Source organism: Stenotrophomonas maltophilia group sp. Smal12 (genome assembly GCF_037079935.1).
Taxonomy (GTDB): domain Bacteria; phylum Pseudomonadota; class Gammaproteobacteria; order Xanthomonadales; family Xanthomonadaceae; genus Stenotrophomonas; species Stenotrophomonas sepilia.
Window position 1 is genome coordinate 1 of sequence record NZ_JBAWUK010000065.1, and the last position, 19,342, is coordinate 19,342.

Consider the following 19,342-nt stretch of genomic DNA (forward strand, 5'->3'; position numbering starts at 1 on the left):
GCGGTTGTGTTTATCAAAAACGCCCGGATAGCTTATTACCGCCCACAGCTGAATGATAAGTTCGACGGTCCCACCCGCGAAATATACCCAAACCCCCCCCCCGACGTGCGGCGGTATGCGGTGTGGTCCCACCAGGCATGGGTGAAAACCGCCAGTTGGAGGGGAAGACCCCGGGGCGGGACCGGGGGACGCCCGGCCCGGGGCCCGCCACCCCCCACCCCCCCCCCCGCGCCCGGCTCTACCTTCACGCGGCGCCCGGCCAGCGGCCGGCTCTACCTTCACGCGGTGCCCGGCCAGCGGCCGGCTCTGCCTTTACGCGGTGCGCAACGCCGCCAGCGATTCGGCCTGCAGCCGCTCGTAGATCTCGAACTCGTCATTCACCGCCACGCCCAGCGCCTGCTCGAAGGCCTCGCGGTTGGCATGTGCGGCATACGCGCGTTGTTCTTCGCCGCCCAGGTTCGACTGGAAGATGCCCGCGGCACTGACCGGCAGGAAATCCTCGTAGACGATCGGATCGGCCGTGGCCAGGCCGGCGGCCACCAGCACTTCGGCCGGCAGATCGGCCACGCGCTCCGGCGCGGCGCGGCCGGCGTCGGTCAGCTGGTAGCGGTAGTAGCCCAATCCTTCCTGGCGCAGCGTGTCATGGTCATCCGGGAAGCTGGCGAACACCGCCTGCAGGCGCTGGCCGTAGTCGCCACCGGTGCTGCCTTCGCCGCCGGCATCACGTGCCTGCGACAGCAGCTGGTCGTACAGCGCGCGGCCCTTCGGGGTCAGCGCAAGGCCGCGCTGTTCGATCTCGCCGAAGCGCGCGGTGTGGGTGCCTGCATCGCCACCGTCCGCATCCGGGAAATGCACGGCCTCTTCCAGCGCCTTGAAGCTGGTCTGGCGCAGCAGGATCGGGCAGGCGCGGCGCGGCGGGCCTTCGATCACCGCCTTGGCCGCCATGCCGTGCTCGATCATCGCCGCCTGCGCGGCGTCGATGTCCAGCGTGCGCGGGGTCAGGTGGTTGATGTGCGGGCCGCGGAAACTGACCACGTCGGCCACCAGCCGGTGCGCGTTGTGCAGCGCGTGGTAGGTCGGCAGGTCGACCGTGGCATCGCCGTGCCAGCGGAAGGTCTCCAGGGCTTCATCGACGAAGCGCTCGGCGTCGGCCTGCGACAGCCCACCGTCACGCTCGGCCTGGTCGATCAGCGCCAGCGCACCGTCGGTGAAGATGCGGCGGCGTGCCAGGATCTTCGCCGATTCGGCACGCAGGGCTTCGTCTTCGATCAGCTCCAGGCGCAGCAGCGAGGTGAACACGCGGAACGGATTCTGCGCCAGCGCCGCGCCGGTCAGCGGCCGGAACGCGGTGGAGTGCACCGGCACGCCGGCCACCGACAGGTCGTAGTAGCCGACCGGGTACATGCCCATCACTGCAAACAGGCGGCGCAACGTGGCCAGCTCTTCGGCGGTGCCGACGCGGATCGCGCCGTGGCGCTCCTCGTCCAAGCGCGCAAGCTCGTCGTTGCGTTGCAGCTGCGCGGCCAGTGCCGGGTCCTGGGCAAGCACCTGCGCGTTGATCCGCTCCACCAGTTCCACCAGCGTGCCGTACAGCGGCACTTCGGTGCGGTACATGCGGGACATGGCCTGCGCGAACAGGCGGCGGATCACATCAGGCGAAACGAAAGAGGCGCTCATCAGTCACTCGATTACGGGAACAGGGAACAGCTCGGACCCGTATTGTCGCCGGAGCGCGGTGCGGCGGCGATATGCAGAGCAACATGACCGGGTAGTGCCGGTAGCTGGCCACGATGGCGTGGCGCACGGCGCGGTAATGCAGGTTCTCCGGCCTGGTGGGCATGCGCTTCACCACGGCTTCCCAGCCCCCCTCCGGGTTCTGGCTGAAGGCGCGCACGCTGTCGCGGCAGGTCTGTGCGCTGGCCTTGGCCCAGAAACAGGCGAAATAGATATCCCCGGCCTGCCAGCCATGGGTGGTGAACAGCGCATTGAGGTAGCCGCGGGGGACATCGGCGTAGCGCGACACTTCATCGAGGAAGGCGTCAGGGTAGCGTTCGGCGTAGTGGTTGATGTCCTGCAGCTGGGCATCGATCCAGCGGTCACCGGTTTCCACCGTGTAGTCCGCCGAACGCTCGGCGGTCTGCTGGGCCAGCACAGCGGCCGGCACCAGCAGCAGGGACAGCAACAGCGCGCGCAGTCGGTGGTTCATGCCCCGATTCTGCCGCAGCCGCCGCGCCCTGTCAGGCCGCCGCGGCGGCCTTGGCCTCGATCGCCGCCAGCGCAGCCGGCCAGTCGCGGGCGGTATCGGCGGTGACCATGCGCGGCTCGTCATCGGCCACGCCGTGCTGGGTCTCGTGGGCCCAGGTCACCGCGTAGGGGGTATGCACGCCCCAGCCACCGAGGGTGACCACCGGCTCGATATCCGAACGCAGCGAGTTGCCGACCATCACGAAGCGCTCCATCGGCAGGTCGAACTCGGCCAGCACGCGAGCGTAGGTTTCCGGGTCCTTCTCGGAGACGATCTCGATGCGCGGGAACAGCTCGCCCAGGTTGGCGACCTTGATCTTCGCTTCCTGGTGGAACAGGTCACCCTTGGTGATCAGCACCACCGGGTAGTGCTCGGCAATGGCCGCCACCGCGTCGCGCACCCCGTCGATCAGCTCCACCGGGTGACGCAGGGTGTCGTGGCCGATGTCGAGGATGCGCTGGATGTCCTTGGCCTCGATGCGCTGGCCGGTGATGTCGATGGCCGCTTCGATCATCGACAGGGTCATGCTCTTGACGCCGTAGCCGAAGGTGCCCAGGTGGCGCTGCTGCACTTCCAGCAGGTGGCGCGCGGTCTGGGTGTCGTGCACGTCGACGTAGCGCGACAACAGGTCAAGGTAATCCTGCTCGGCCTTGCGGTAGTAGTCCTCGCTCTTCCACAGCGTATCGTCACCGTCAAAACCGACCAGGCCGATGGCGCGCGACGGCGCAGGCATGGAGGTGTTCATCGGCCAAGGATACAGGGGCCGCGATGACGGGAAAAACCCGGGCGGCCACCGCCGCCCGGATTCCATGCATCGGTCTTCCCGAATCGGGTCTGGATCAGCGGCCCTGCGCCGCGCCGGCACTCGCGCCGGCCTGCTGGGCGGCCACGTAGGCCTTGTACTCATCGGCGCTCAGTTCGCCGTCCTTGTTGCTGTCGGCCTGGTCGAACACCTGGGCCAGGCCCGCGTTCACCTGGGCCTCGGACTTGCTGATCGTGCCGTTGCCATCGGTATCGATGCTGGCCCAGGTCTGGCCACCGCCGTTGGCCTGCGCCGAGGCCGCTGCAGCCGCGTTGGAGGCCTGGTCGGCCGCCTGGCCTGCCTGCGCCGCTGCCTGCTGGGCCTGCGCCGCTTCATTCTGCGCATGCGCGGCCTGCTGCTTGGCCGACTGGGCCATCGCCGGGAGGGCCAGCACGCTGGCGGCGGCGACGATCAGGGCGATCAGGGGCTTGCGGTTGCGAATAGTCATCAGGGGTGTCTCCTACCTGTTGGGTGGTGTTGCGCGGCCTGTTGTTTCCGCACGGCACCTACCCTGCCACCGCGTTTCTGAATCGATTTTGCCCCGCAACCGGCGCCCACACGCGCGATTAACCACTGGCCAGCGCGCATGCGTTAGCGCGGTGGTTAGCAGGAAGTGAGTGGCTCATAAGCCCGGCATTCAACGCCTTCGCGTTTAACCGCGAGGCAACGAAAAACCTGCGTCAGTCGACGGTTTTTTCCGATGACCGCGAACTGAACATCACCCAGCCCAGTGCGACCCCGGCCAGCGCGCCGGCGATTTCCAGCACCACCCGGCTGCCGAGTTCGTTCGGATCGTGGATCGTGGCCAGGAACAGGCGCGCGTACAGCGGTGATTCCAGCCGCACGATGCCCATGTAGAACAGCTTCCACGCATCGATGCCGGCGGAGATCACCACCGAGATGACGCAGGCCCAGCCGATCGCATGGCCCATCGACCAGTGCAGCAGCCGGCACAGCCGCGACCACAGCAGGTACACCAGCAGGCCGACCAGCAGGGCGATGGCGCCTGCTTCCAGGGTGCCGAGCAGGCCGAAGTGCAGGGGAAGGTTCATCGGGTGGGCGACAGTGGGATGGCGGCCAGTGTAAGGGATCTGCCCCGGACCCAATCCGCTGGCCCCGGTAGATCCACGCCATGCGTGGATGAATCTCCATCGAGATCGACTATCTCCGGGGTTGGACGGAAAGCACCCACGCATGGCGTGGATCTACCGTGTCGACCAAGGTCGACAGCTACCAAGAGCAGCGGGAAGTTGTCGAGGGCGCCCCCTGCCAACAAACCCTAAAGCACCGGCACGTCGTATGCGGTGCCGGGATCCGGTTCGGGCTGCAGCGTGTAGTGCCACCACTCCTGCGGATAGTTGACGAAGCCGTGGCGCGCCATCGCCTGCACCAGCTGCCGGCGGTTCGCCTGCTGTGCAGCGCTCAGTCCGCGGGTCTGGGTATGCGCACGCGGGCCAAAGAAATCGAAGTCCGTGCCCATGTCCAACGGCGTGCACGTTCCGCTGCGGCAATCCAGCAGGCCCAGATCCACCGTGGCACCGCGGCTGTGGCCGGAGCGCTCGGCGATGTAGCCGTCGGCCAGCAGGCGCGGTTTGTCCAGGTCAGGGTATTGCAGGGCCTTGCGCGAGCGTTCGTGTGGATCGTTCACCCAGGCCATGAAGGCCTGCACCGAACGCACCGGCCGGTAGCAGTCGTAGAGGCGCAGGCCGAAGCCATCGGCGCGCAGGTCCTGTTCCACCTGTGCCAGTGCCTTCGCCACCGGCGCCAGCAGGTAGCACGAAGGCGCCTCGTAGCCAGGCACGCGCGCGCCGGTGAAGTTGTTGGCGCCGGCATAGCGGATATCCAGGTCGATGCGCGGCGACACCGTGCGGATCTCCACCAGTCCGGCACTGGCCGCGTCGGTGGCCGGTGAAACGCGCGGTGGCTCAGCGGCGCCGGTGGTCGCCGCCAGCGCAGTCGCCAGTACGAGTGAAATGCAGGTCCTGGAAGTCATAGCTGAAGTCGATGTCCGGATCGATGGCGCGCAGGTCCAGCGTGGGCGACGCACCGTCCCCGGGTTGCAGCCAGGCCTGTACGTCGTCGCCCAGCGTATCCCAGCGCAGCAGCCAGCGCCCCTGCAGCTGCAGCACAGCCGCCTGCAGCCGGGGCGACTTGTCCACGCTGAAACGCAGGCCGTCCTTGCCCGGGCACAGCGAGGCCGGCCCCAGCCACGGATCGGTGTAGCGCCCCTGCCACCGCGGCAGATCGGCGTCAGATGTCGGCCGTGCCTCCGACGTCGCCGGCCGCTGATGGCCGCTTGCCGCGCGCGTCGCCTGGTCTGCCTTCAGTTCGGCCAGGTACTCCAGCGCCGGACGCGCGTCGTCCGGCGCCGTAAAGCGCTTCAGCGCGGCCTGCATCAATGCGGTACGCGCGTCCTCCCCATCACCGTTGATCAGCATGACCACGCCCACCTTGCGGTCGGGCAGCAGCGCCAGCGACGAATACATGCCGGACAGCGTGCCGGTGTGCGCCACCTTCCACTGGCCGTCCATGTCGGACACGCGCCAGCCATAGCCGTAGCCGTAGAAATGCGCGTTGTCCCAGCGCCGCTGGCGCTCACCCAGCGGCATCGGCATGTGCAGGGTCCACAGCGTGCCGCGCTGCTCCGTATCCAGCCAGCCGGGCGCCACGGTGGCATCGAGCAGCACCTGCATCCAGCGCGTCATGTCGCGCAGCGAACACCGGATGCCGCCAGCGGCCATCGACGGTAGATCCGGGCTGATGTCAGCGTCGGCGTTCACCACCTCATTGTGATCGCCACGCCAGGCATGCGGCTGCGCCACGTTGCCCACGCGCTTCACCGACCACGCCCCCACCTGGCAGCGCGACAGGCCCAGTGGTTCGAACACCTGCTCGCGCATCAACCGGTCGTACGGCTTGCCGCCTGCCGCAGCGGCCACTTCGCCAGCCACCACGTACATCAGGTTGTCGTAGGCATAGTGGCTGCGGAAGCTGCTGACCGGCGTCAGGTGCGCCAATCCGGCGATGATGTCGGCGCGGGTGAATGCGTTCGGTTCCGGCCACAGCATCAGGTCGCCGGCGCCCAGGCCCAGGCCGCTGTTGTGGATCAGCAGGTCGCGCACCTGCATCTGCTGGCCCACCCATGCATCGTGCATGCGGAAGCCCGGCAGATGCCGCTGCACCGGATCATCCCAGCGCAGCCTGCCCTGCTGCACCAGCCGCGCCAGCAGCGCGGCGGTCATCGCCTTGCTGTTGGAGGCGATCTTGAACAGCGTGTCCTGGTCGATGCGGCCGCCATCGCCACGCGCGCCCTCGGCGTGGCGATAGACCACCTGCCCGTTGTCGACCACCGCCATGGCCAGCCCGGGCAGGTGCTCGTGCCGGACCACGGCGGCGACATCGGCCTCGACGGAGGCGGTATCGACCGCCGCCGCCGGAAAAGCCACCAACGCGGCCAGCATCCCCAGTGCCTGCATGCGCCTGGTCCCGGCACCGGGCCTCAGTAGGCCCAGGTGACGGTCAGCTGCGCGTAGCGCGGCGACTGGAAGCCGGTGCCGTAGCGGTACAGCGGATTCGGCGTGCCGATGCTGTCCTGCGGCTCGTAGTCCTGGTCCACGGTCACCACGCGCTGCTGGTTGAGCACGTTGTACACCGCCAGCTTCAGGCGCAGATCGGTGGGAATCGGCACCTTGTACGAGACGCTCACGTCCAGGTCATAGGTCCAGGGCGTGCGGCCGTCGCCACCGCGTGGCGAATGCACGAACACGCGCTGGGACGGAACCGTCGACTGGCAGTTGGACACGCACACGTAGTAGCTGTGGAAGTCGGTGTCGTCGAACGGATTACCGGCGCCGAAGCGGGTTATCGGGCTGCCCGACTGCACGCCCAGCGTGGCCGCCACGCTGAGGTTCTCGGTCAATGCGTAGCTGCCACGGAACTTGAACTGGTGGCGGCGGTCGTTGGCCAGATAGCCGTAGCCGCGGTAGTTGACCCAGGGGTTGTCGAAGTTCTCGGTGCGCCCTGCGTCGGCGAAGTCGGTATCGGAGTTGACCGGGCCTTCTGCGTTGCCGCGACCGTATGCAAGGGTGTAGGAGGCGTTGAAGCCCCACTTGCCGTCCCAGGCGCGGTCGACCTGCAGTTCCAGCGCCTTGTAGTCACGCTTGGGCTTCACCCAGCCGCGCTGGCCGACGTAGTTGCCGTTGTCGTCGTACAGTGCCCAGCCTTCCTTCGACGTATCGATGCTGATCCAGCCGTCGTTGCGGCCATCGCAGTCGGTGTCGCCCCAGACGGTATTGGTGCGCCCGGGGTTGCCCATGATCCACACCCCGTCGATGGCACCACACTGGCCGGTCGCGGTGATGTTCATGTCATCGATGGCATTGTGCAGGCGGCGATAGGTCACGCTCGCCCCCACCGACCAGGCGTCGTTGATCATCTGCTGGAAGCCGAGGATCGCTTCGTCCTGGTAGACCGGGTTCATGTCCCGGTTCACTTCCGCACGCAGGTCCGGCACGCTGCCGTCGCCCTGCGAGTTGTCCACCGGCCCGATCTGTGCGCCCAGGTTGGGGATGTTGTTGGCCGCGCCGCTGTAGCCGAGGAACTCATACCAGGTCCGCTCGTCGAGGAAGCCACCGGCCTGCTTGATGTTGATGACGTTGGCCACCGGCAGGAAGTATCGGCCCAGGTTGCCGAACACCTTGGTCGTGCCATCGCCGCGCACGTCCCAGGAGAAGCCCAGGCGCGGGGCCAGCATGTCGTCGATCTTGATGTAGCTGCTGCCGTCGCCGCCCTTGTTGTCGAAGGCTTCCAGGCGCAGGCCCATGTTCAGCAGCAGATTCGGCGTCACCTGCCAGTTGTCTTCCAGGTAGTAGGCCGAGTTGATCGTCTCGAAGGCCCCTTCCACTTCATAGCGGCGGGTGCGCGCGACCAGGCCGCTGGCCGGCACCACGCCACCATTGAGCGGACTGCCGGGTGTGCGGGCATAGATGTCATAGCGCAGGCCGCCGGGCCCGGGGTAGGCACGGCTGTAGTCCGAGGTGTTCTCTTCGCGGTCCAGGCCGAAGCGCAGCAGGTGGTTGCCCAGCGTCCATTCGAAATCGGCGCGTGCAGCCTTGCGGGTGTCCAGCGCGGATTCCAGCTGCGAGCTGCTGGTGCAGCCGCGGTCACCCTGCAGCGATGGCGGCACGCCCTGGCTGGCGGTGCGGTTGTCGAACACGCGGTTGCAGTTCTCGTCCATCAACGAGCTCTGCACACGGTTGCGCTTGTTCTCACCGTACATCAGCTTCATGGTCAGGTCGTTGTTGACCTGCCAGCTGTAGGTACCGGACCAGTTCTTGCCACCCACCGTGTTGTAGATCTGGTTGCTGCGCTCGCCCACGGTCTGCCCCGTGGCGTAATCGTAGGCGTAGACGTCGGTGAGGGTCTTGCTCTTGTCCGAGAAGCCGAACAGCGACAGCATCTGGTTGTCGGTGATCTGCCAGTCGATCTTGCCGCCCCAGAACGGATCATCGGCCTTGCCCTGGCTCAGGCGCGTGCCGGCGTCATTGGTCGAGGTGGGGCGGTAGTCGCGCGCCTCGTACATGCCGAAGAAGAACAGGCGATCCTGCACCAGCGCACCGGAAGCGAACACATTCAGCGCGCTGCGGCTGTAGTCGTCGCGGCTGGCAGTGATGTAGCGGCTGCCGCTGCCGTCGTAGCGATCACGTGCCTGCGATTGCCATGCCCGCGGCTCGAACACCAGCTCGGCGCCGGCCTTGAAATCGTTGCTGCCCGAGCGGGTTACCGCGTTGATGACACCACCGGTGCTGCGCCCGAACTCGACCGAGTAGCCGCCGGTCTTGACCTGGAATTCCTGGTAGAACGAGAACGGCACCGACGAGAAGCCGACCCGGTTGTAGAAGTCGGTGACGTTCAGGCCATTGATGTAGACGGTGTTCTCGGCCACCGACGATCCGCCGAAGGAAATGCCCTGCCCGCCGAGCGACCCCTTGCCCTTCACGGCTCCCGGCGCGAGCAGCGCTACGGCGGTGATGTCACGGTCCACCGGCAGGCGCGACAGCTCCTCGCGGGTGATGTTGGTGGCCGACTCGGTGGACTTCACGTCCACCATCGACACCACCTGCGGCGCCCGCACTTCGACCGTGCCCAGGGTACTGACCGCACCCAGCGGCACGTTGACCGTGGTGGCACTGCCGAGGCTGACCGTCACCTGGCCGACGCGGCTGGCCCCTCCGCCGGGCAGGCTCACCTCCATGTCATAGGTGCCGACCGGCAGCAGCGGAATGCGGTAGCTGCCGTTGGCGTCGGCCTGCACGGAGCGGACGAAGCCCGTTGCCGGGTTGCGTACGGTCACCGTGGCACCGGCCGGGACCTGGCCGGCATCGCTGACCAGCCGGCCGACCACTGAACCATCCTGTGCGAATGCGCTGGGCGCGATCACGCCCAGACACGCCCCGAGAGCGACGCACAACGCCGCCCGCTTGATGCTGTAAGCCTTCATCCCCTGCTCTCTCCTGCAAGAATTGAATGGTGTGGAATGCGAGGTGTCGCGCTAGCGTTGTCTGGCTGGCAGTACCCGCCACTGGAAGTCGTAGCTCCATTGGTCGAAGTACAGGTTGCCGCCTGCCCACTCGGCCTCGCCACGCTGCGAGTCGACCGTTTCCGAGCGGTAATGCTGTCTGGCCGGCACGAAGGGCTGGCCGAAATCATCGTTGAAGGCGATGCGGTAGCCATCGAGGCCACCCAGATAGAAGTCGCGCAGCGCCGGTACATCGCTGGCCAGTGCGCCAGTGGTCACGTCCATCGGCAGCCAGCCATACGGCGCCAGGTAGACCTGTCCCCAGTCATGCAGGTTGTTGTAACCACTGCCATCGTCGGAGAACACCATGCCCGACTGCCAGCGTGCGGGAATGCCGTTCAGGCGCAGCAGTGCGATCAGCAGCAACGTCTGCTGCCCGCAGTCGGCATGGCCGGCACGCAGTGCGTAATCGCTGATGTTGCTGAGCGTGGAATATTCGCGCGCACCGGCCCACGGAATGCGGTCGACCGCGGCAAACAGCCTGCGCACCACTTCATAGGGGCGCGTCTCGCCCTGCAGTACCTGGTCGGAGAACAGCTTCAGCGCCGGGGTGAAGCGAACATGGGGCAGCTGTTCGGCCAGATAGGGCTTCAGGGCCGGATCGGCCGGGGTCGGTTGCACCACGGCCGGGTCGATCGCGGTATGCCGGGCGAAGATCGTGACCGCGTAGCGGATCTCGAAGCGGGTCGGCTGCCCGGCCACCGCGTTGGCTTCGAGGTAGGCGGTGCGTTGCTGGGTGTGGGCCGGAGCCACGCGCGCCTTGCCCGGGGTGCTGCCCAGCCACTGCACCTGCTCCTGCTGGCCGGGGATCTCGCGCGGGTACGGAATCCAGGCACGCACGGTCTCGCCGGCCGGCACCGCATCGGCCTTCACCGTCAGCGACTGGGTGAATTCGATGCGCTGCGGCAGCACCGACGCCTGGCCACGCTGATCGGACGCGGCCACCACGCGCGCGTGGTGTGCGTTGAGCACTTCGTTCGGGCCCGGAGCGGGCATCGGCGCATCGGCGCGGCGGCGCGCGCGTGCTTCGTCGCTGAGCAGGAACAGATTCGACGGTGCGCGCTTGAAGTACCAACGCTCGCCGTCGATATCGAGATGCTCGATCAGGCCAAGCTGGTCCCAGCGCGCGAATTCCTCGTCGGTCAGGTCGGGAATCCAGCGGCGTACGGCGGCCTTGGCGGCCGCCTGGTCGAGGCTGAAATCCAAGCGGATGCGGCGCATGCGCTCGCGCTGGAAGGCCCCGTCGGCGGTATCGCCTGCCGTTGCCAGCAGCGCTTGGGCATCGCTGAAGCGACCGCTGTCGATCAGGTCGATCACCTGCGCCTGGCGCGCCCGCTGCTGGCGGCTATCCCCATCCGTGGCCTGCGCGGCAGACGCCCACAGCAGCAGCGCGGCACACAGGCCGGCAGCAGCAGGCAGACGTGGTTTGCGAACGGCAGGATCCACAGCGACACTTCCCCAGCGCGGGTGGTAACGGCTGTGTAACACGGGCCGGGATACCGGTCAATAATTTATTCTTGCTTTCGCCACCGAAAGGAATAAATATTCCAACAGGCATTCGAGGAGGGTGTGCAGCGCATGATCCTGGCTTCCCGCGAACGGCACCGGCGTTGGCCGCGCCGCGTGTCCCTGGCGCTGTGCCTGCTGGCCGCACCGGCCTTTGCACCGGCGGCACCACCACCCGACCCCGGTGCGCCGCTGCCGTATGTGATCGGCCTGCACGAGGCCTACCTGACGCCGCAGTACTGGGCCGCGCGTCTGGACAACGCCGATGCGCCGATCCTGGACCGCGCGCAGATCGAGGCGCAGAACGCGCGGATGCGGGCGCAGGACAGCCACCTCCAGGACATCGCGGCGTTGCCGGCGCAGCTTGATGCGGCGACGGTGCGTGCCAGCATCACCGCGCTGTCGCGCTGGCCCGCACGCGCCCTCTACAACGACAAGGGCCAGCCGATCGCGCCGGCGCTGCGCAGCGCGATCGAAGCCAACCTCGGCCTGGATGCGATCCCGGCCGAGGTGGCACCGGCCTACGGGCTGGTAGTGAAGCGCGCGGCACTGCGTACCTTCCCCACCCGCGAGCGCGTCTTCAGCAGCGTCGGTGACACCGATATCGACCGTTTCCAGGAATCGGCACTGTTCCCCGGCGACAAGGTCGCCGTGGTCCATCGCAGCGCCGACGGCGGCTGGCTGTTCGTCCACAGCGAGCGCTACAGCGCGTGGATCGAGGCCGAGGCCATCGCCAGCGGCGACAAGGCCACCGTGCTCGGTTATGGCACGAAGGGCCCGTACCGGATCGTCACCGGTGCCACCGCGAAGACCGCCTACACCCCGGAAGAGCCGCGTGTCTCGCGCCTGCAGCTGGACATGGGCGTGCGCCTGCCGGTGTTGGCCGACTGGCCGGCTGCCGATCCGGTGAACGGCCAGCAGGCGCACGCATCGTGGGTGGTGCAGTTGCCCGTGCGGGAAGCCGACGGCCGCCTGAAGCTGGTGCCTGCGCTGCTGCCACGCTCGCAGGACACTGCCGCCGACTACCTGCCGCTGACCCCACGCCTGTTGCTGCAGCAGGCGTTCAAGTTCCTTGGCGAACGCTACGGCTGGGGCCACGACTACGACACCCGCGACTGCAGCGGCTTTGTGTCCGAGATCTACCGCAGCTTCGGCGTACTGCTGCCGCGCAATACCAGCGCGCAGGCGGTCAGCCCCGCGCTGGATCGGCTGCCCTTCACCGGCAAGGACGGCAAGGCGGTGCGCGACCGCGCCGTCACCGACCTCCGTGTTGGCGACCTGGTCTACATTCCCGGCCACGTGATGATGGCCATCGGCCACGTCGACGGCCGCACCTGGGTGATCCACGATACGGCGGGCGGCAGCTGGTTCGGTGCCGACGGCAGACGTGTGCAGGCCCATCTCAATGGTGTTTCGGTCACGCCGCTGGAGCCGATGATGGCCAGCGATACCGTCCGCTACATCGACCGCATCACCAACATCCAGCGCCTGCGGGCCAAGACCCCCTGAATGAAGATCACTGCCATCGAACTGGGCATGCTGCGCGTGCCGTTGAAGACACCGTTCAAGACCGCCCTGCGCACGGTGGAGACCGTGGAAGACGTGGTCGTACTGATCCGCACCGACACCGGTCACACCGGCTACGGTGAAGCCCCGGCCACCGCAGTGATCACCGGCGATACCCACGGCTCGATCATCGAAGCGATCCGCCACTTCATCGCACCGCGCCTGATCGGCCAGGACGTGGCCAACCTCAACCGCCTGTGTGGGCTGGTGCAGACCGCGATGGAGCGCAACACCAGCGCCAAGGCCGCGGTGGAGATCGCGCTGTACGACCTGTGGGCGCAGCTGCACGGTGCCCCGCTGTACCAGATGCTTGGTGGCGGCGACCCGGTGATCACCACCGACATCACCATCAGCGTGGACTACATCGACAAGATGGTGGCCGACTCGCTGTCGGCCATCGAACGCGGCTTCGAGTCGCTGAAGATCAAGGTCGGCAAGGACATCGGCCTGGACATCGAACGGGTTAAAGCGATCCACGCCGCGGTGGAAGGCCGCGCCCTGTTGCGGCTGGATGCCAACCAGGGCTGGACTGCCAAGCAGGCGGTGCATGCGATGCGTACGCTGGAAGATGCCGGCGTGGTGCTTGAACTGCTGGAGCAGCCGGTGAAAGCCGCCGACATCAGCGGGCTGAAGTACGTCACCGACCGCGTCAACACACCGGTGATGGCCGACGAAAGCGTGTTCAGCCCGAGCCAGGTGATGGACCTGATCCAGCAGCGCGCGGCCGACATCATCAACATCAAGCTGATGAAGACCGGCGGGCTGTCCAACGCGATCCGCATCGCCGACATTGCCGGCATCTACGGCGTGCCGTGCATGATCGGCTGCATGATCGAATCGAGCATCAGCGTGGCTGCCGCCGTGCACCTGGCCGTGGCCAAGAGCGATGTGATCACCAAGGTCGATCTGGACGGCCCCTCGCTGGGCCAGTTCGACCCGGTCAGCGGCGGCGTGCATTTCAACGAATCGGAGATCAGCATCAGCGACGTGCCGGGGCTGGGCATTACTGAAGTGCGTGGGCTGGAGATGCTGGGTTGATCTGTGTCTTGCGGCTGGCCTGGCGTACAACTGACGTTGGGTCGGGCGTTACTTTTCTTTTCGCGAAAAGAAAAGTAACCAAAAGAAACGCTCCGCCGGCCGCGAGCCGACGTGCTGCGCACGCCGGTGCCCTGCGCTCCTCGGTCCGCCGAGGGACGGCGCGGAACTCGCTGCGCTCAGACACCCGCGCCTCTTCGCCCTCGCCGGACCTGCGGTGCTCGGCTCGCTTGAAGGCGGACTCAACGTCAAAGGCAACAACTGCGCTCCGTAACCTCTTCGAGGCTGGAACCCGCTCGACCGATACCATGACACGCTCTACGCTGCCAACTGCACCGCGCCTACACATGCCCGGACACCCCGCATGCCGCCCCTGCTGAAGATCCGCACCGAGCGTGGGCAGATGTCGGCCATCGAGCGCCGCATCGCCGACTTCATCCTTGAAAACGCCCACCTGCTGCGCGACTACTCGTCCCAGCAGCTGGCCAGCGCGTTGGGCATCAGCCAGTCCAGCGTGGTGAAGTTCAGCCAGAAGCTCGGCTTCAAGGGCTACCCGGACCTGAAGTACTCCATCGGCCAGGACGTCGCCCGCGCCGGTGCCGATCCGCAGCAGGCGCCCGACGAACCCGACAGCGGCGATGACTACCTGCGCCTGGGCGAGGCCCTGCGCCGCAGCAAGGCGCAGGCCGAAGAGGAAACACGCCAGGCCAATCCACGCGCGGAGATCGAGCGCATCGTGCAGCTGCTCGACGGTGCGCCAAAGCTGTTCGTGTACGGCCTCGGAGACGACGGCCTGTTCGCCCGCGAGTTTGCCATGCGGCTGTCGCTGCTCGGGCTGCTGGTGGTACCCCACACCGACCCGATCCTGATGCTGGCCAACCTCTCGGCCGCACGGCCCGGTGACGCGCTGCTGGTGTTCTCCGAGTTCGGCAACCTGCCCCAGCTCTCGCAGCTGTCGCGGCAGTTCCAGGACATGGGGGGCAAGGTGATTTGCATCACCCGCCACACCGCCAACCCGCTGCGCGCGCATGCGGATGCGGCCCTGGCGGTCTGCGCCCACGACCGCACGCCGCAGGTCGCGCAGCTGCTGTACCGTAGCGCCATGCACGCCCTGCTCGATTTCCTGTTCGTGCTGCTCTGCCATGCCAATCCGGATCGCCAGCAGCAGCTTGCGGTGAACCTGGAGCGGATCGACCACCTGCTGGATTCCTGACCGGAGCGCATGTTGATGAGATCGCTGGTCCGCCTTGCCATCACTGCACTGCTGCTTGCCGCAGTGGTGTCCGTTCACGCGGCGCCGCTGGATGGCGCGCGCCAGCTGATCGTGGTCACCAGCGATGGCTGGGACAGCACCCAGGGGCAACTACAGGCCTATGTGCGCGACGGCAAGGGCTGGCACCCGCATGGCCAGGCGTTCCCGGTGGCGCTTGGCCGCACCGGCAGCGCATGGGGCCTGGGCCTGCATCCGGCACAGGCCGATGGCCCGCAGAAGCAGGAAGGCGATGGCCGCAGCCCGGCCGGCATATTCGCGCTCGGCAGCGCGTTCGGCTATGCGGTCACCCGCCCCGGCACCGCCCTGCCCTACCAGCCGATGCTGGACAGCAGCTACTGCATGGACGTGCCCGCCTCGCCGTTCTACAACCGCATCGTGGATGAGAAGAAGGTCGGCAGCGCAGCGGTCAAGGGCTCCACCGAGCCGATGCGGCTGGACCTGCACAACAAGGGCGACGTGCGCTACCGGGAAGGCTTCGTGATTGTCCACAACCCGGACAACCAGCCCGGCAAGGGCAGCTGCATCTTCGCCCATCTGTGGCGCCAGCCCGGCGAGGCCACCGCCGGCTGCACGGCCATGCCGCAGGAACGCATGCAGGCACTGCTGGACTGGCTGCGGCCGCAGGACGCGCCGCGTTTCGTGCTGCTGCCGCGCGCGGAATACAAGCGACTGCAGGCGCAGTGGCAGCTGCCTGCACTGAAGGGAGACGGCCGTTGAGCGCGCAGGACGAGCCGCAGCTGCAGCGCGCGGTCAGCCGTTGGCAGATCGTCGGCCTGTCGATCAACGATGTGATCGGCAGCGGCATCTACCTGCTGCCGGCCGCCACCGTCGCCCTGCTCGGCCCCTTCAGCCTGTGGGGCGTGGTCGCCGCCGGCATCGTCGTGGCTTTGCTGGTGCTGTGCTATGCGCAGGCCGCCAGCTACTTCGATGAACCCGGCGGCAGCTACCTGTATGCACGCGAGGCCTTCGGCCGCTTCGCCGGTTTCGAGATCGGCTGGATGATCTGGCTGACCCGCATCAGTTCGGCGGCCGCACTCAGCAATGCGCTGGCCGATGCGGTCGCGCGCTTCTGGCCATGGGCCGGTGCCGGCCTGGGCCGCATCGCGGTGATCGTGGTGTCGCTGGGTTTCCTCACCGGCATCAACATCATCGGCGTGCGGTCGGCCGCGCGCACCGGCGTGGTGCTGGTGATCGGCAAGATGCTGCCGCTGCTGCTGTTCGTGGCCATCGGTGCGTTCTACATCGACCCGGGGCTGGCCTTCTCCGGCCAGCGCCCGGACCCGCACGACCTGCAGCGCATGGGCGAGGCCGCGTTATTGCTGCTGTATGCCTACGCCGGTTTCGAGAACATTCCCGCCGCCGCCGGCGAGTACCGCAATCCGCGCCGCGACATTCCGTTCGCGCTGATCACCATGATCATCACCGTCACCGTCATCTATGGCGCGGTGCAGGTGGTGGCACAGGGCACGCTGGCTGGCCTGGCCAGCTCGGCCACGCCGCTGGCCGATGCCGCCGCTGGATTCGGTGGCGAAGCACTGGCGCTGATCCTGACCGTCGGTGCCACCATCTCCATCCTCGGCACCAACAGCAACACGATGATGATGGGCCCGCGTTTCCTGTTCGCGCTGGCACGCGATGGCTATGGGCCGAAGATCCTGGCCCAGGTGCATCCGCGCTTCCATACCCCGGCCGCGTCGATCCTGTGCCAGGGCCTGATCGCGCTCGGCCTGGCCCTGTCCGGTTCGTTCGTGCAGCTGGCCCTGCTGTCGATGACCACGCGCCTGTTCGCCTACATCGGCACCGCTGCGGCGGTACTGGTCCTGGCCAAGCGCTACGCCGACCGCCCGGGCGCGTTGAAGCTGCCCGGTGGACCGCTGATTCCGGTGCTGGCACTGCTGCTGTGCCTGGCCCTGTTTGCCAGCGCCAGCTGGCAGAACATTGCCGCCGCACTGGTCGCGTTTGCCATCGGCGCAGTGATCTACACGCTGCCGCGCAAGGATGCCAGCACCGGGTAACCGGCCGCATCAGGCCGTGCCGGTCGGATTGATCTGGCAATCACGTCGCTGGACCGGGCCATTAACCATCGGGCCGGCATGATCGGGTTTCGTCCACCACGGAGCCCTCAATGACCGAGTACCAGATTCCCGGCCGCGTGCCGGACGACAGCACCCCGCGTGATGCGATCAGCAACTACTGGCGCGAGCGCTACACCGCCGAACCGTACTACGACGACCAGCTGTTCTTCGAGGACTACGAGCCGGCCTACCGCATCGGCCACGCCGCGCGTGCACAGGACATCATCCGCGCCTATGAACAGGTCGAGGCCGAGCTCGAATCACGCTGGGCCAACGAACGCGGCCGCAGCCGCCTGGAATGGGCGCAGGCACGCAATGCGGTGCGTCGTGGCTGGGAGGATGCACAGCTGGCGGATCCGCAATTGAAGCGATAGCGCCCTGCTGCTGTGGAGCCGAGCATGGGCTCGGCTCTACACATTCACTCCTGTTCCGGCAGCGGCGGCACGATCGCGCTGCGCTTGCTCTCGCCACCACCGGTGGCGATGAGGTCGCGGGTATTCTTCTGCACCGCCACCGCACCGAACAGCGACAGCGCATACGCCATGCCGTAGAAGCCTTTTTCACTGGGCGCCAGCGTGGCATTCCACAGGCCGACCAGCAGCAGCATCAGCGCCGACAGCAGCGCAAACCAGCACAGCGCGTAGTACAGGCCGCTCACCGGAATGCCTTCCACGCGATCGCGCACGCTCTTCTGCAGCGAGACCGCCGCGAACAGGCCGAACAGCAGCAGGGTCAGGTAGTAGCCCTTCTCGTTGAGCGCCATCGTGGCATTGAACAGGCCGATCAGGTACGCCGCCGCCCCCAGCAGCAGCGCCACCCACGAGGCGGCGATGAAGGCGGTGGACGGCTTGTGGGGTAGTGCAGTGTTCATCGCAGGTCCTTGGCAGGCAGGCGGGCACGCTTTGCCCGGGTGTGCCCACCCTAGACGATCCCGCTGCGCTCGCACAGGGGTCGCAGGACCTTCGGGCCACGACGCTCACGGCACCGGTGGTATACAAGGGAACGCCCGGCCATCCGCATCCCCGCCCTGGAGATACCCATGACCCGCACGCCCCTGCTGCTCGCCCTCGGCCTGGTGCCGATCCTTGCCACCTCCGCCTGCAACGCCGCCGACCCGGCCGCCAACGGCGCCCAGACCGCGGCGCCCGCAGCTTCCACCGCTGCCGACCAGCGCCCGTTCACCGCCACCGAAGTCAGCCGCTTCGACCAGCCGTGGGCGATGACCTTCCTGCCTGATGGCAGCCTGCTGGTCACCGAGAAGCGCGGCAAACTGCAGCACCTGGACCTGGCCAGCGGCCAGAAGCACGAGATCACCGGTGTTCCGAAGGTCGCCTATGGTGGCCAGGGCGGTTTCGGCGACGTGATCCTGCATCCGGATTTCGCCCGGAATCATGTCGTTTACGTCAGCTATGCCGAGGAAGGCACGCTGGATACCCGCGGTGCGGCGGTGGCCCGCGCCACCCTGGCGCTGGATGCCAACGGCGGTGGCCAGCTGAAGGACCTGAAGGTGATCTGGCGGCAGAGCCCCAAGGTCAGCGGCGAAGGCCACTACGGTCATCGTCTTGCCTTCGGCCCGGACGGCAAGCTGTGGATCAGTTCCAGCGAGCGGCAGAAGTTCGATCCGGCCCAGGACATGGGCAGCAACCTGGGCAAGATCATCCGCCTCAACGACGATGGCAGCCTGCCGGCGGACAACCCGTTTGCCTCGCAGGGGGGCATTGCCGCGCAGGTGTGGTCACTGGGCCACCGCAACATCCTCGGCATGGCCTTCGATGCCAGCGGCAAGCTGTGGGCACATGAAATGGGGCCGGCCGGCGGCGACGAACTGAACCTGATCGTGCGCGGCGCCAACTACGGCTACCCGATCGTCTCCAATGGTGATCATTACGATGGCCGGCCGATCCCCGACCACGACACGCGCCCGGAATTTGCCGCGCCGAAGGTGACCTGGACGCCGGTGATCTCGCCGGCCGGCTTCGTGGTCTACAGCGGCAGCCTGTTCCCGCGGTGGAAGGGCAGCGGCTTCATCGGTGGCCTGTCGTCCACCTCGCTGGTGCGCGTGGCCTTCGATGGCGACAGCGCGCGCGAAGCCGAGCGCTTCAACATGGGCGAGCGCATCCGCGAAGTGGAACAGGGCCCCGACGGCGCGCTGTGGCTGCTGGAAGACGGCAGCAAAGCGCGCCTGCTGAAGCTCACGCCGAAGACCTGAGGTAGTGCCGGCCGCTGGCCGGCCCCCTGGATCCTTCCAGCATCCTGCGGTTGC

Annotated in this window: 17 protein-coding genes; 7 read left to right on the plus strand and 10 right to left on the minus strand. The window is 67.2% G+C overall.

Translation table 11 applies throughout. The annotated features are described in order from the left end of the window. Positions 1-312 precede the first annotated feature (312 nt). The 9 genes from WDC87_RS19815 to WDC87_RS19855 all read right to left on the minus strand — a co-directional run bounded on the left by WDC87_RS19815 (position 313) and on the right by WDC87_RS19855 (position 11,070). Positions 313-1,677 carry a VOC family protein gene (locus tag WDC87_RS19815; protein WP_252745062.1) on the minus strand — a complete coding sequence of 455 codons (1,365 nt, stop codon included), beginning with the start codon at positions 1,675-1,677 and terminating at the stop codon, positions 313-315. After that, the gene (locus WDC87_RS19820; protein WP_336331322.1) at positions 1,652-2,206 is read right to left on the minus strand and encodes a hypothetical protein; all 555 of its coding nucleotides are present in this window, start codon (positions 2,204-2,206) and stop codon (positions 1,652-1,654) included. Before WDC87_RS19820 ends, WDC87_RS19815 begins: the two co-directional genes overlap by 26 nt. A 31-nt stretch (positions 2,207-2,237) precedes the next feature. Next, a complete protein-coding gene (locus WDC87_RS19825; RefSeq protein WP_252745061.1) occupies positions 2,238-2,990 on the minus strand; it encodes an HAD family hydrolase in 753 nt (250 codons plus the stop codon). Positions 2,991-3,084: 94 nt separating this feature from the next. Further along, complete coding sequence (locus WDC87_RS19830) at positions 3,085-3,495, minus strand: EF-hand domain-containing protein (RefSeq protein WP_053461995.1); 411 nt, start codon at positions 3,493-3,495, stop codon at positions 3,085-3,087. Between the two features lie 232 nt (positions 3,496-3,727). Further along, positions 3,728-4,099 carry a hypothetical protein gene (locus WDC87_RS19835; protein ID WP_049468636.1) on the minus strand — a complete coding sequence of 124 codons (372 nt, stop codon included), beginning with the start codon at positions 4,097-4,099 and terminating at the stop codon, positions 3,728-3,730. Between the two features lie 227 nt (positions 4,100-4,326). Beyond that, positions 4,327-5,040, minus strand: a complete 714-nt coding sequence (locus WDC87_RS19840) for a M15 family metallopeptidase (RefSeq protein WP_053461994.1) — start codon at positions 5,038-5,040, stop codon at positions 4,327-4,329. Then, positions 4,973-6,523, minus strand: a complete 1,551-nt coding sequence (locus WDC87_RS19845; protein WP_301655143.1) for a serine hydrolase domain-containing protein — start codon at positions 6,521-6,523, stop codon at positions 4,973-4,975. The genes WDC87_RS19840 and WDC87_RS19845 overlap by 68 nt, the downstream gene beginning before the upstream one ends. Positions 6,524-6,546: 23 nt before the next feature. Then, the gene (locus tag WDC87_RS19850) at positions 6,547-9,546 is read right to left on the minus strand and encodes a TonB-dependent receptor (RefSeq protein ID WP_252745060.1); all 3,000 of its coding nucleotides are present in this window, start codon (positions 9,544-9,546) and stop codon (positions 6,547-6,549) included. A 51-nt stretch (positions 9,547-9,597) separates the two neighbouring features. Further along, entirely contained in the window at positions 9,598-11,070 is a 1,473-nt protein-coding gene (locus tag WDC87_RS19855) for a transglutaminase-like domain-containing protein (protein WP_197648315.1), read from the minus strand. Positions 11,071-11,202: 132 nt separating this feature from the next. Between WDC87_RS19855 and WDC87_RS19860 the strand changes: the two genes are divergently transcribed. The 6 genes from WDC87_RS19860 to WDC87_RS19885 all read left to right on the plus strand — a co-directional run bounded on the left by WDC87_RS19860 (position 11,203) and on the right by WDC87_RS19885 (position 17,453). After that, positions 11,203-12,639 carry an SH3 domain-containing protein gene (locus tag WDC87_RS19860; RefSeq protein ID WP_252745059.1) on the plus strand — a complete coding sequence of 479 codons (1,437 nt, stop codon included), beginning with the start codon at positions 11,203-11,205 and terminating at the stop codon, positions 12,637-12,639. Next, positions 12,640-13,734, plus strand: coding sequence for a dipeptide epimerase (locus WDC87_RS19865; RefSeq protein ID WP_252745058.1), 1,095 nt, complete (start codon positions 12,640-12,642; stop codon positions 13,732-13,734). A 361-nt stretch (positions 13,735-14,095) separates the two neighbouring features. Next, complete coding sequence (locus tag WDC87_RS19870) at positions 14,096-14,944, plus strand: MurR/RpiR family transcriptional regulator (RefSeq protein ID WP_053505044.1); 849 nt, start codon at positions 14,096-14,098, stop codon at positions 14,942-14,944. Positions 14,945-14,959: 15 nt separating this feature from the next. Continuing rightward, complete coding sequence (locus WDC87_RS19875) at positions 14,960-15,721, plus strand: L,D-transpeptidase family protein (RefSeq protein WP_053505043.1); 762 nt, start codon at positions 14,960-14,962, stop codon at positions 15,719-15,721. Then, entirely contained in the window at positions 15,718-17,019 is a 1,302-nt protein-coding gene (locus WDC87_RS19880; RefSeq protein WP_053505042.1) for an amino acid permease, read from the plus strand. The genes WDC87_RS19875 and WDC87_RS19880 overlap by 4 nt, the downstream gene beginning before the upstream one ends. Before the next feature lie 110 nt (positions 17,020-17,129). Continuing rightward, positions 17,130-17,453, plus strand: coding sequence for a hypothetical protein (locus WDC87_RS19885; protein WP_049468574.1), 324 nt, complete (start codon positions 17,130-17,132; stop codon positions 17,451-17,453). Positions 17,454-17,497: 44 nt separating this feature from the next. Here the strand turns inward: WDC87_RS19885 and yiaA are convergent, their stop codons facing one another. Further along, positions 17,498-17,950, minus strand: a complete 453-nt coding sequence (yiaA, locus tag WDC87_RS19890) for an inner membrane protein YiaA (RefSeq protein WP_053505041.1) — start codon at positions 17,948-17,950, stop codon at positions 17,498-17,500. A gap of 168 nt (positions 17,951-18,118) precedes the next feature. Here yiaA and WDC87_RS19895 point away from each other — a divergent pair, with 168 nt between their 5' ends. Then, entirely contained in the window at positions 18,119-19,288 is a 1,170-nt protein-coding gene (locus WDC87_RS19895; protein ID WP_053461988.1) for a PQQ-dependent sugar dehydrogenase, read from the plus strand. The last annotated feature ends 54 nt before the right edge of the window (positions 19,289-19,342 follow it).

Coding starts and splice junctions, on each gene's coding strand:
- WDC87_RS19815 (WP_252745062.1), bottom strand. CDS start 1,677: ATGAGCGCCTCTTTCGTTTCGCCTGATGTGATCCGCCGCCTGTTCGCG.
- WDC87_RS19820 (WP_336331322.1), bottom strand. CDS start 2,206: ATGAACCACCGACTGCGCGCGCTGTTGCTGTCCCTGCTGCTGGTGCCG.
- WDC87_RS19825 (WP_252745061.1), bottom strand. CDS start 2,990: ATGAACACCTCCATGCCTGCGCCGTCGCGCGCCATCGGCCTGGTCGGT.
- WDC87_RS19830 (WP_053461995.1), bottom strand. CDS start 3,495: ATGACTATTCGCAACCGCAAGCCCCTGATCGCCCTGATCGTCGCCGCC.
- WDC87_RS19835 (WP_049468636.1), bottom strand. CDS start 4,099: ATGAACCTTCCCCTGCACTTCGGCCTGCTCGGCACCCTGGAAGCAGGC.
- WDC87_RS19840 (WP_053461994.1), bottom strand. CDS start 5,040: ATGACTTCCAGGACCTGCATTTCACTCGTACTGGCGACTGCGCTGGCG.
- WDC87_RS19845 (WP_301655143.1), bottom strand. CDS start 6,523: ATGCAGGCACTGGGGATGCTGGCCGCGTTGGTGGCTTTTCCGGCGGCG.
- WDC87_RS19850 (WP_252745060.1), bottom strand. CDS start 9,546: ATGAAGGCTTACAGCATCAAGCGGGCGGCGTTGTGCGTCGCTCTCGGG.
- WDC87_RS19860 (WP_252745059.1), top strand. CDS start 11,203: ATGATCCTGGCTTCCCGCGAACGGCACCGGCGTTGGCCGCGCCGCGTG.
- WDC87_RS19865 (WP_252745058.1), top strand. CDS start 12,640: ATGAAGATCACTGCCATCGAACTGGGCATGCTGCGCGTGCCGTTGAAG.
- WDC87_RS19870 (WP_053505044.1), top strand. CDS start 14,096: ATGCCGCCCCTGCTGAAGATCCGCACCGAGCGTGGGCAGATGTCGGCC.
- WDC87_RS19875 (WP_053505043.1), top strand. CDS start 14,960: ATGAGATCGCTGGTCCGCCTTGCCATCACTGCACTGCTGCTTGCCGCA.
- WDC87_RS19885 (WP_049468574.1), top strand. CDS start 17,130: ATGACCGAGTACCAGATTCCCGGCCGCGTGCCGGACGACAGCACCCCG.
- yiaA (WP_053505041.1), bottom strand. CDS start 17,950: ATGAACACTGCACTACCCCACAAGCCGTCCACCGCCTTCATCGCCGCC.
- WDC87_RS19895 (WP_053461988.1), top strand. CDS start 18,119: ATGACCCGCACGCCCCTGCTGCTCGCCCTCGGCCTGGTGCCGATCCTT.